Raw genomic sequence first — 458 nt, 5'->3', positions numbered from 1 at the left:
GAAAACTTTAGAATGAATAAAGCGTAATGCGAGGCGAACTCAATGAAGCTAAAGGAAAAGCCCTCGACCGATTAGTACTCGCAAGCTGAACGTGTCACCACGCTTACACTTTGAGCCTATCAAACTCATAGTCTATGAGAGGTCTTACTCTTACGAAGGGATATCTTATCTTAAGGTCGGCTTCACGCTTAGATGCCTTCAGCGTTTATCCGTTCCGCACTTAGCTGCCCAGCTGTGCCATTGGCATGACAACTGGTGCACCAGAGGTGCGTCCATCCCGGTCCTCTCGTACTAGGGACAGCTCCTTTCAAATATCCTACGCCCACGACAGATAGGGACCGAACTGTCTCACGACGTTCTGAACCCAGCTCGCGTACCGCTTTAATTGGCGAACAGCCAAACCCTTGGGACCGAATTCAGCCCCAGGATGCGATGAGCCGACATCGAGGTGCCAAACC

1 rRNA gene is annotated in these 458 nt (G+C 50.9%); it reads right to left on the bottom strand.

The features are described 5' to 3' along the window. Window positions 1-50 precede the first annotated feature (50 nt). Window positions 51-458: ribosomal RNA gene (locus RF007C_RS13370) — 23S ribosomal RNA — on the bottom strand; the annotation flags it as partial.

The sequence above is a fragment of the Ruminococcus flavefaciens 007c genome (assembly GCF_000571935.1).
GTDB classification, from domain to species: Bacteria; Bacillota; Clostridia; order Oscillospirales; family Ruminococcaceae; genus Ruminococcus; species Ruminococcus flavefaciens_F.
Note: the sequence above shows the minus strand (reverse complement) of the source record. Positions and strands in the feature narration are given on the sequence as shown.